Source organism: Vibrio sp. V19_P1S1T109 (assembly GCF_002241375.1).
GTDB lineage: Bacteria > Pseudomonadota > Gammaproteobacteria > Enterobacterales > Vibrionaceae > Vibrio > Vibrio anguillarum.
The window spans coordinates 1-9,394 of sequence record NZ_NDIM01000039.1 but is presented as its reverse complement, the minus strand read 5'-3'; the positions used below and the strand labels follow the sequence as shown (position 1 = coordinate 9,394).

At 41.9% G+C, this 9,394-nt stretch carries 9 protein-coding genes; 2 read left to right on the top strand and 7 right to left on the bottom strand.

Annotated elements, in window-relative coordinates:
- The first annotated feature begins 274 nt into the window (after positions 1–274).
- Positions 275–2,344, top strand: a complete 2,070-nt coding sequence (locus B9J87_RS02160; protein ID WP_094149268.1) for a beta-prism lectin domain-containing protein — start codon at positions 275–277, stop codon at positions 2,342–2,344.
- Positions 2,345–2,456: 112 nt separating this feature from the next.
- Here B9J87_RS02160 and B9J87_RS02155 read toward each other — a convergent pair whose 3' ends face one another.
- The 7 genes from B9J87_RS02155 to hinT form a co-directional block, all read right to left on the bottom strand.
- On the bottom strand, positions 2,457–3,746 hold the full coding sequence (locus B9J87_RS02155; protein WP_026028144.1) for an NAD(P)/FAD-dependent oxidoreductase: 1,290 nt from the start codon (positions 3,744–3,746) through the stop codon (positions 2,457–2,459).
- Between the two features lie 354 nt (positions 3,747–4,100).
- Entirely contained in the window at positions 4,101–4,643 is a 543-nt protein-coding gene (gene ycfP, locus B9J87_RS02150; RefSeq protein ID WP_013856523.1) for an alpha/beta hydrolase YcfP, read from the bottom strand.
- A gap of 100 nt (positions 4,644–4,743) precedes the next feature.
- Positions 4,744–5,595, bottom strand: a complete 852-nt coding sequence (locus B9J87_RS02145) for a phosphotransferase (protein WP_038172104.1) — start codon at positions 5,593–5,595, stop codon at positions 4,744–4,746.
- 34 nt (positions 5,596–5,629) lie between these two features.
- Complete coding sequence (lpoB, locus tag B9J87_RS02140; RefSeq protein WP_013856521.1) at positions 5,630–6,220, bottom strand: penicillin-binding protein activator LpoB; 591 nt, start codon at positions 6,218–6,220, stop codon at positions 5,630–5,632.
- A 22-nt stretch (positions 6,221–6,242) separates the two neighbouring features.
- The gene (locus B9J87_RS02135) at positions 6,243–6,632 is read right to left on the bottom strand and encodes a YcfL family protein (RefSeq protein ID WP_013856520.1); all 390 of its coding nucleotides are present in this window, start codon (positions 6,630–6,632) and stop codon (positions 6,243–6,245) included.
- A complete protein-coding gene (locus B9J87_RS02130; RefSeq protein ID WP_094149267.1) occupies positions 6,632–8,023 on the bottom strand; it encodes a COG3014 family protein in 1,392 nt (463 codons plus the stop codon). Before B9J87_RS02130 ends, B9J87_RS02135 begins: the two co-directional genes overlap by 1 nt.
- Before the next feature lie 67 nt (positions 8,024–8,090).
- Positions 8,091–8,441 (bottom strand): purine nucleoside phosphoramidase, encoded by a 351-nt coding sequence (hinT, locus tag B9J87_RS02125; RefSeq protein WP_026027183.1) that lies wholly within the window; start codon positions 8,439–8,441, stop codon positions 8,091–8,093.
- Positions 8,442–8,798: 357 nt separating this feature from the next.
- Here hinT and B9J87_RS02120 point away from each other — a divergent pair.
- Positions 8,799–9,394, top strand: a 596-nt coding sequence (locus B9J87_RS02120) for a CHASE3 domain-containing protein (protein WP_441351325.1), incomplete at its 3' end; no start/stop codon positions are given.

Sequence of the window (9,394 nt, the reverse complement as noted above, 5' to 3'; positions counted from 1 at the left end):
CACCTACAGGCCGCTCCAATGGTTTGGGTACGTGATCTTCTAAAAGTTAAACTGGCAATGTATTTTATTAGTGAGTGTTTCATTTTTAAGACCTCTCATTTATGAGAGCCATGTTAGATTGAATCTCTCTTATTAAGTCTTGATAATCCCTCCATCTCGTGTTGTGCCATGTTCAACTTATTTACCGTAAGACCTATCGTTGAAGTGCAGCACAGGTTAACAACATCAATTTAAATCGGAATTTACACAAACATACTGAGAGAGATGTTACCTAATGACTTCTAAATTTTCGTTATGTGCGGTCGGGCTACTGTCAATAAGCAGTATTGCAGTCAGCACTATTGCAACCGCATCAAACCCTAGTGAGATAAACACCCAATTAAAGTGGTCTTGGGAAAGTAGCTCGTTTAAACCAGAATCAAATCAAGTCATGGCGGCTCCTGTTATTGCCCAGCTAAATGATGATAATGGCGATGGCAAAATCGACGAGAATGATATTGCTGATATCATTGTTGTGACGTTTGAAAATAACAAATATACACAAGGTGGACTAGTTAGGGCATTAAGTGGTATTGATGGTTCTGAGCTTTGGTCATACGATAACGGTGGCATCATAGCCGATGCTCGCTACTCTCCTGCTGTTGCAGACCTTGATGGTAATGGTGTTGTTGATATTGTTATTACCAGTGCATCAAGCCCTTACATTACTATCCTAGATAATGAAGGGAATATTAAAAAGCAAATTTTAAAGCATGTCACAGGTGGACGGTCAGTCGGTACAATCTCGATCTCTGATTTAAACAATGATGGGTCAATTGAGATCATCTCTGCCGATGGTGTTTATAACTACGATACTGGTTTGCTATTTAGTTTGGAGTGGGCTCCATCATCGATCAGCTTTGATGCGGATGGCGATGGTGTTCAAGAAATATTTTCAAACGGCGCTCTTTACAAAAGAGACGGCTCATTTACTTGGCAATATCAAGCGAATGATACGGTTTGGTTTTCTTCCGTTGCCAACCTAGATAGCGACAATAAACCAGAAATTGTTGTATCAGTACCAGCCACTAAAGCAACAGCACAAAACAGTGTATTTGCAGTTTTAGAGCATGACGGCTCAGTAAAGTGGGAGGTTAATAACCTTGAAAACCCAGGTGGTGGTGTACAAGCCATCTCTAACTTCCTTGGTAATACAGCAACAAGCTCTACCAATGAAATAGCTAAGTCCCCTGTTTATGGATATACCCATTTACATCACAGCCATCCAGTTAAAATAGCAGATGACAACCAACTTAAAATCCGCTCAGGAGATCTGATTGACGCTATTGGATCAACAGCAAGTAATATGGTGGGTGGTCAAGGCGGTTCACTGCATACTATTGATGCAAGCAAAGTCCGCTCTGTCGATGTAACCTACGGCAAATATAAAACGTGGTGGACATATGGCGTACTCGAGATGGAATTCACTCTCAATGATGGTTCGAAAATAACGTTAGGTTCAAAAGACTCAGCCTTTAAATACCCAGCATTAGAGTGGCGAACCAAAGAAGTTCCATATCTTGGATTGGAGTGGAGAACAAAACAAGTTTCTTACTGGTTCTTTGGCTGGCATACCAAAACAGTTTCTTACCTAGCTCCTGTTTGGAAAACTAAAACGATTCCTTATGCTGTTCCTGTCATGAAGAGCAAAGCAACCACTGAACGATACACAGTCCCAAGCAATACCCAACTGGTAGGCTTAAATGTTTGGAGCAAACCAAAACCTATCTTTACCTTCAAAAAACACGTTAATGCAGTTCAGTTTGTTGTTGGGGAAAGCATTAATGATAGTTACCTGAACACTGGTATTGTCTATGCAGGTTATCATGCTGTTGATATGTATAATGCACAAGGTAGCAAAGTTTGGTCTGTAGCAAATGATGACTATAACAGCGGTAAAATTGGTGTCTCGGCTTACGATTTCACTGGTGATGGCATTGATGAAGTTATCGTACAAGATCTTCTGAGAGTCCGTATTCTTGATGGGCGCACGGGAGCAGTATTAGCAACGATTGCTAACTCGTCGAACACCTTGTGGGAATATCCTGTTGTGGCGGATCTCGAAGGCAACAACAATGCATCGCTTATTGTGGTCGCAAATGATTATGCAAAAGAAAGCGCAATCAACCACGGCGTCTATGTTTATGAATCAGCCGATGCTGATAAACCATGGAAAAATGCAACGAGAATTTGGAACCAACATTCATTCCATTTCTCAAACATTAACCAAGATGGCTCTGTACCAACCAATGCTCAGCCTAGTTGGCTAACACATAACACTTATCGCTCAAGTACCATTAAATAACTTGAATTTGATATAACCACCACTATCGCCCAAGGCGGTGGTGGTGGGTGACAACAAAAAACCTCGCCTTTTAACAAAGGCGAGGTTTTTTATGGCTAGTACGCTGGGAATATTAGTGAAGCTTTAAGTTTGGACGCAACACACGATTAATACGGCCAACTAACATCATCAACCCTGTTTTGAACATACCGTGTAGCGCCATTTGGTGCATGCGATACAAAGAAATGTACACTACTCGCGCAATACGACCTTCAACCATCATCGAGCCTTTGGTTAAATTACCCATTAAGCTACCAACGGTAGAAAAACGACTTAATGAAACCAACGAACCGTGATCTTTATAAACATACGGTTTGAGCTCACGCCCGTTAAGCTTAGCAACAATATTCTTGAACGCTTGGCTTGCCATTTGGTGCGCTGCTTGTGCACGAGGTGGCACAAATGAACCATCGGCTTGTGTACATTGTGCTAAATCACCGATCACAAAAATATCGTCATCTCTTGTGGTTTGTAAGGTGTTTTTTACCACTAACTGATTAATGCGGTTTGTTTCCAAACCGGCAATCTCTTTCATAAAGTCCGGTGCTTTGATGCCAGCAGCCCACACCATGATCTGAGCGGGAATCTTTTCGCCATCTTTAGTTGTTAGGCCATCCTTATCCGCTCGCGTGACCATAGTCGCAGTACGAACGTTGACACCTAATTTCGTTAATTCGCTATGCGCAGCACTAGAAATGCGAGGTGGAAGAGCGGGTAGAATACGCTCACCCGCTTCCACAAGGTTGACATTCAGTTTGCTTGAATCAAGATCGCCAAAACCATAAGTCCGCAGCTCTTTTACTGCATTATGTAGCTCTGCAGATAATTCAACACCCGTTGCACCTGCGCCAACAATCGCAATATCAACTGTACCGTTACCATTTTTCGCATGAAGTTTTAGAAACTCATTATTCATTTCAGTACGAAAACGATTTGCCTGTTCAGGGCTATCAAGGAAGATACAATGCTCACGAACTCCTGGAGTATTGAAGTCGTTAGACGTTGAACCGATTGCCAACACCAAAATGTCATATTCAAGCTCACGACTTGGCATTAACAATTCACCATGCTCATCTTGCAATTCACTAAGAACAATCACTTTGCGTTCACGATCGATATCAGCAAGACTACCCATTTGGAAATCAAAACGATGATTTTTTGCGTGAGCGCGGTAGCTTAGCGCATCCACTCCTTCATCTAATGAACCCGTTGCCACTTCATGCAATAACGGTTTCCATAAGTGGCTTGCTTTACGATCCACTAATGTGATTTCTGCGCGATTTTTACGGCCAAGAGTGCGACCAAGTTTAGTCGCGAGCTCTAAACCACCCGCGCCACCACCGACTACGATAATTCGTGTCACAACAATAATCCTCAAAAAGAAATAAACATGATTCAGCGTGAAATCTCACACTGAAGGAATTCTCAGTAATGCGCTTGCTTCAGATAAATCTTGTTCAGCAAATGAAGCTATCTTCGCAGCACGTTTCATTAGGATAAATGCATGTAACTACACACAAATTAGGCAAATTTAAGACTTGCTCTCAATTTTTTTTGATATTTATCAAAATATTTATAGTTTAATCATTATATAGAGCAAAACTCATGGTGCAACCAAAGAATTCCCCTATTTCACTACGAGATATAGAGGTGTTGGGCAATAAAAAAACGACTCACAATTGTGAGTCGTTCAGTCGAAACTATGATGCACGGATGCTTAATTTGATTCTTTAAATGCCTTCATCGCTTGCAAATGCTGTGAGATTTTCTTGAACTTATGGTTCTGGGTTTCATCCCAAATGATATCGTAGTAGTTTTCGAGCTCTGCTGCTGTTTTGCTGTTGTCATGAATTTCATCTTCTTTAGATAAAATCACTAAACAGCGTCCTTTATTTTTTACCCTGTATTGCTCAACACACTTAGTCGCAATATCTTCATACTCTTCAGGGCGATCGATGCGTCCAGTCATGTTTGTTTCCGGATGCAAGTTGGGATTAAACACCACTTGCTTAATTCCGCATAAGAATCCAATCCGCTCAGACCAGAAGCCGCCGAGGCCTACGCCACAAATAATCGGATGTGGGTCATCAGACAACTCAATCACTTTATGCACTTCTTTTAGAAGATGCTGCATATCGTGTTTGGGATGCTGTGTACTGTAGTTAATAAAACGGACATCGCTGTCAATAAATTGCAATTGCAGTACTTTTTCATGGTTTCCTGGGCTTGTTGAATCAAAACCGTGCAGATAAATAATCATAATAACTCCCCACTCCTTGAGGTTTTTAATCTACCACGAAGATTGTGGTTTCAAAGACTTTAACCTTAATTTACTGCAACAAAACGACGAAACAGTGATCCTAGCTACATAATGTGCGTTTTAGATGTTCGGCTTGTTGGCGATAATAGTCATCACCCCATAATTGATGTGCTAACAAATACCATAACATGGCCATCATTGTTGCTCTTGGATGCCAAGCCACCACACCTTCGACCCAATCATCGACCCCCACAATCTCACGCAATTGACAATAACGGTAGACCGCCTCTAATGGTTTTTCTTCTGCAACATCAATGCTTAAAGCTAGGTCGAGTCGGGGGTCGGCAATTGAGGCGTATTCCCAATCAATCACGCGGTTACCTTCATCGGTTTTAACCATATTGTAGCCAGCTAAATCAAAGTGACACAAAGTCTGACCAACATCAGCAAGGTTAGGTGCGGTGCGCCAACGTTGGTATAAAGCCGACAAGTCCTCACTTTTATACTCAGCTTTGAGCTGTAGCCAATAATGATCAACCCGAGCGATAAAACTGAAAGGGGCAACTGGGATGCGTGCTGTACTGAGATTATGGATCTTTATCTGTGTTTTTAATAGAGAATCGAAAGGTAAACCACCAGTAAGGGATTGACCATCAATCCATTCAACCAATAATCCTTGATCATTAATGGAAAGTGGCTTGGGGCCTAAGTGAGAAGATTCGATAGCAGAGAGAATTTGATATTCTTGAAAACGCGAAATGGAAAAGGCTTGAGTGATCGGCGTATTAGGCCGCCAAACAAAGCTGCGTTCCTCCGTGACAATTTTCCAACATCGGTTTGTTAACCCCCCTGTCAGCGTTTGTGCGTAGTCAGGGGGAGCAGAGAAGAATCCTTCTAGCGACGTTAAGGTACGATCAAGCTGACAAGCTTCACGCCAAGACATTCTCGCCATAAGGACCTCTTCTCTCAATTACTCAATTTTGTGATTAAAAACCGAGTAAACTTTTTGACTGCTGTTTACGAATTTCGGTTTCATCTGCCCATTCAATAAGGCCGCTTTGAAGATCCATTAAACGCATCGTCATTTTGTAATAGACATCTTTATCACTGCTTGCGTTTTTCACAATACTCGACAAGTTGCCATACAGCATATATTGCGCGCCAACCATTTTGCCAAACTGAATGGCGGTACTTTGGTTGACCAACTCATCATTATTTTGGAAATTGAGCTGTTCGCGCACGGCTTCAACACGATCCATGTCGACGAAGCGGAACTTACCTGAATTCAACATCTTAGTACTGATGGTATCAGTGATAGATTCAGTATCAATGTGCTCACTGGTTTTATTTTTGATTCGCTCAACAAACACGATAGGACGAGAATCACGGGTAATCGCTGCTACCGAACCTGACATCATCATGCTATCAACCATTTCCCCCGCGATTTTTTGTAAATCTGTTGAACCAAAATCAACTGTCGTCGTTTCAACGGATTGTGCATCTCCGTAGCTGACTTTATTTGAACAGCCGCCCAAAATGACAGCGAGTCCTAGCAATGCGATAATACTTTTGTTCATATTGGTTCCTTACTTTCCCAATTTAATTATTTGACCCACGGATCTGTACGCGAAACTGTTTTCCATTTGGATTGACAGAAATCTCCGACAACGACACCGTCTCCATCCCACTGATGATCTTTTGTTTCCAAGGACTTTGTCTGTTATTGACTTCAAGCCCATCATCGTCATACCAAGAAAAACGGTACTCGATAATTTGGTCACCTTGGTAATGACTCACTAAACGCACAAGTCCCCTCGTATGACCATCCACTTGGTTAGTTGCAATGTCTTCAACAACCAAGCGATTACCTAATACATTGTCGCCAAATAGCACTTTTTGCGAAGCGCCATCAACTCTTAATCCTGCGGTATTTTCAGCACATCCAATCAATGAGAATGTGACTAACAGTCCCAATATCCACTTTTTCATTACAATCTTCCTAGTTGTTTATGCCAGATGGTTGAATGACGTCCCTGACGAGAAACCCACACCAAAGTGGTGCCTTTTTCCGGTACAGAAAACTGATATTCTTGCTCTCCCACCCTTATCTGTTGCTCGCCTGCATTGACTTGCAGACTAGCCGTTTGCACCAGCCCTGGCAGCGTTAGCCAACTGCGCGTATCGGGCTGCTCTGTCAGCAGATTCCAAACATTGAAGACTAAATTACCAACATTGTCATCTTTGGCAGCTTCTTTGCGCAATTGATCTTTCGCCAGCACTCTCAACACTTGCCTTATTACTATAGAGGGCATTTTCTCAGACAAGTTTCGACTTGCCATTAAATTCACATCCGTCAGAAAATGAGAAGTGAGTACTTTGTCATTCATCGTCAGTGATGAAAATGATTCAACCGGTGTATTAGGATAATAAGGTAAGGCGAGAGAATACAATGCGCCATTTCCTCTGCTGTCATACAAGGGTAAAGATTGACGCCAGCTATCTAAGGCTTTCACCACACTCTGCTCTTCTATTATAAGCACACGACCTTGAGAAGCAGTCAGTGAATGAGATTTCCCGTAGCGTTTCTCTAATTGGATTAGGTCTTCTCTCATCCCTAATCGTTTCGCAACGCGTAATGTCCCCTCTATAACCTCAATATTATCGGGAGTGACGGCCAAAGCGCGTCGGTAGTCGACATAGGCACTGTTAAGATCACCAGAGGCTTCATAAAGCAAAGCAGAAAGGTAAAAAAGGTAACCATTCTGCACCGCCTGCAAAGCTTTTCCTGCATCAGGGTAGTTTGCTAGTACGCTGCCTAAGTTTGGTGTCACACCTTGTGATTTTAGCTCTTTTTGCGCCTTTTCAAGTTCCGCTTCTCTAGCCAGCCTTGCTTGCTCTTGTACCTGATTCGCTCGCCGAACCTCAACCAGAGCTCCATCCAAATCATTCTGCTGTAAATAATTCAAACCGAGATAAAGATGTAAAAAACCGAGTTCATAATCCGCAGGAACGTATTCCATCAAGTTATCATTCACAGCCAACGCACCGACACTTGTCGCCGTATCACTTAGTGAAATCAATGCCTTATCTTGTTGAATTTTAACCGCAGAATCACTCAATTCGAAACTACGCTTACTGTCTACATAATTCTGGTTAAGAAAATGGACTCGCCCTTTTTCCAGATTGTCCAGAATGTCACCCGCGACAAATTCCGCAAGTTCATTCTCCGCATCTTGATACTGCCCAGATTTAACGGACTGATAGACAGCGCCATTTTGAGCACTGTAATGACTAAACAAGTTCCCCGCAGAAAAATTAGCACAGGCATTGAGAAAAAAAGGCGATAAAAAAACCGTAATATGTCGCACGTAACGCTTCACTCAATACTCCATATTTAACTCTAATCGTATCAATCGAGCGCCCAATAGTGGCTGGGCGACCCATGCATTAGCTCATCAAAAGCGGACCCAACGGGCGACCACCAACCAAGTGCATATGAATGTGGTAAACCTCTTGGCCACCATGAGCGTTACAATTCACTATCAAGCGATAGCCATCTTGTGCAATACCTTCTTGTTGAGCGATTTTTTTTGCCACTGTAAACATACGTCCCATAGCCGCTTCATGCTCAGGTTCAACATCGTTGGTCGTCGGAATAAACGCATTGGGAATGATAAGAATATGGCTAGGCGCTCTAGGGTTAATATCCCGAAAGGCGGTAACTAAATCATCTTGATAGAGGATATCTGCAGGAATTTCTTTACGGATAATTTTGCTAAAAATGGTTTCTTCAGCCATGAAATACTCCACTAGTAAATAGGCCTACGCAGTCACATCAAAGTACATTAGATCGAGATAAGTGGTTCAAGGCTAATACCTAAGTGGCCCACGACAACATATCGACAACCGATAGAACCGACACTAATTTGACCTTAATGCTACTGAATATAATAGGTGTGTAGTTGGATTTAAGTATGCGTGAACCCTGTCAAAAGCTCAATAAAAAACACCGTACGCGTAGCATAAATGACAGAACACTAATATAAAAAATGCGTTTTGCCAGGCCCGTCATAAAATGTACGTCTCACATTCAATACAATACTCATTATTTTGTTATTTTTTAAAACAAAACACTATTTTTCTAGGGAGAGGATTATGAAGGGTTCAGTGATTAGGCGAATGTACGCTGGTTTCACACTGATCATCATCATGTTTGCAGTAACGACCGCCATTATGATGGGAGGAATGAATCAAATTCATTCTAATTTCGAAAGTGTATCAACCACCGCCTTACCGCTCGTTTCTTTGTCAAACAAAACAAGTGTTCAACTGCTTTCTGCCGATAAATCTTTTAAGGATTTTTTGACGACACAAAACCAAGATCGCATGAATGTGATGCGTTCAGAATTTGCTAAAGCAAAACAAGATTTTGCTGACGTGCTAAACCAGCTCCAACAAGCAAGTGCAATGAACCCCTCTCTTGAAGAGCGGATAAGCCAACTTAAACAGATGGAACTCCGCTACTTTTCAGAAGCAGAACAAGCCATGAATAATTATCAGGCGATGTTTGAGGCGCAAGCTCAAGTGCAAAAATCAACTCGTGAATTTCAAAGACTTCATGCCGATTTAAGCACCGGAATGAAAGATTTTGTCGATGGGCAAAATAGCATTTCAGTTAAAGTCATGGCGAAAAGTTATTTCATTAAATTGAAAGATGCGGAATTAATCACTTCAGACGCTTTGGCCAGTTC

Excerpts from the sequence above, each read along its gene's own strand:
- hinT (WP_026027183.1), bottom strand. The coding sequence starts at position 8,441 with ATGGCTGAAGAAACCATTTTTAGCAAAATTATCCGTAAAGAAATTCCT.
- B9J87_RS02160 (WP_094149268.1), top strand. The coding sequence starts at position 275 with ATGACTTCTAAATTTTCGTTATGTGCGGTCGGGCTACTGTCAATAAGC.
- B9J87_RS02135 (WP_013856520.1), bottom strand. The coding sequence starts at position 6,632 with ATGAAAAAGTGGATATTGGGACTGTTAGTCACATTCTCATTGATTGGA.
- B9J87_RS02145 (WP_038172104.1), bottom strand. The coding sequence starts at position 5,595 with ATGGCGAGAATGTCTTGGCGTGAAGCTTGTCAGCTTGATCGTACCTTA.
- lpoB (WP_013856521.1), bottom strand. The coding sequence starts at position 6,220 with ATGAACAAAAGTATTATCGCATTGCTAGGACTCGCTGTCATTTTGGGC.
- ycfP (WP_013856523.1), bottom strand. The coding sequence starts at position 4,643 with ATGATTATTTATCTGCACGGTTTTGATTCAACAAGCCCAGGAAACCAT.